Origin of the sequence: Pseudomonas sp. F01002, from assembly GCF_004402115.1 — a bacterium.
Lineage (GTDB): Bacteria > Pseudomonadota > Gammaproteobacteria > Pseudomonadales > Pseudomonadaceae > Aquipseudomonas > Aquipseudomonas frigoris.
In genome coordinates this window covers 1-460 of the sequence record NZ_SOPU01000058.1, presented here as the reverse complement: position 1 = coordinate 460, position 460 = coordinate 1, and the positions used below count along the sequence as shown (strand labels likewise).

Genomic DNA, 460 nt, shown 5'->3' with positions numbered 1-460 from the left:
CTTGCCGGTCACTTCGCCGGTCCAGGTGTAGGTCACCACATCCTTGGCCTGGGTCGGTTTCGCGACGGGCCGCGGCGCGGTCAGTTTGCTGACGCCACCGGGCAAATCCTTGGGCTCCAGCCTGCCGTCCTTCTCGCCGAGGACGATGGGTTTGACCAGTTCGAACTGTGGCTCGCCAACGTTCAGCAGCGAGGTGCGCACGGATTCACGCCTGACGATCGTGCCGTCTTCCTCACTGAGCAGGCTGTACCACAACTCCAGCGTGCCGCCTTCAAGGGTCTTGAGGTGTTTGCCCTCGACGGTGACGAGGAAGCCCTCGGGATCCTTGGCTTCCTCATCGCTGGGAAAGAACCACTCCAGTTCCGGGTCGTAAATAGTCTGATCGGGCCGCTTGCCGAACCATTTGAGTTCGATCGCCATGCCGGCCTGGATGAGCGGGTCAAACGGAATGCGAATGCGG

1 pseudogene is annotated in these 460 nt (G+C 61.7%); it reads right to left on the bottom strand.

What is annotated here, in order from left to right:
• Nucleotides 1-460: pseudogene (locus E3W21_RS31310) on the bottom strand (hypothetical protein); the annotation flags it as partial.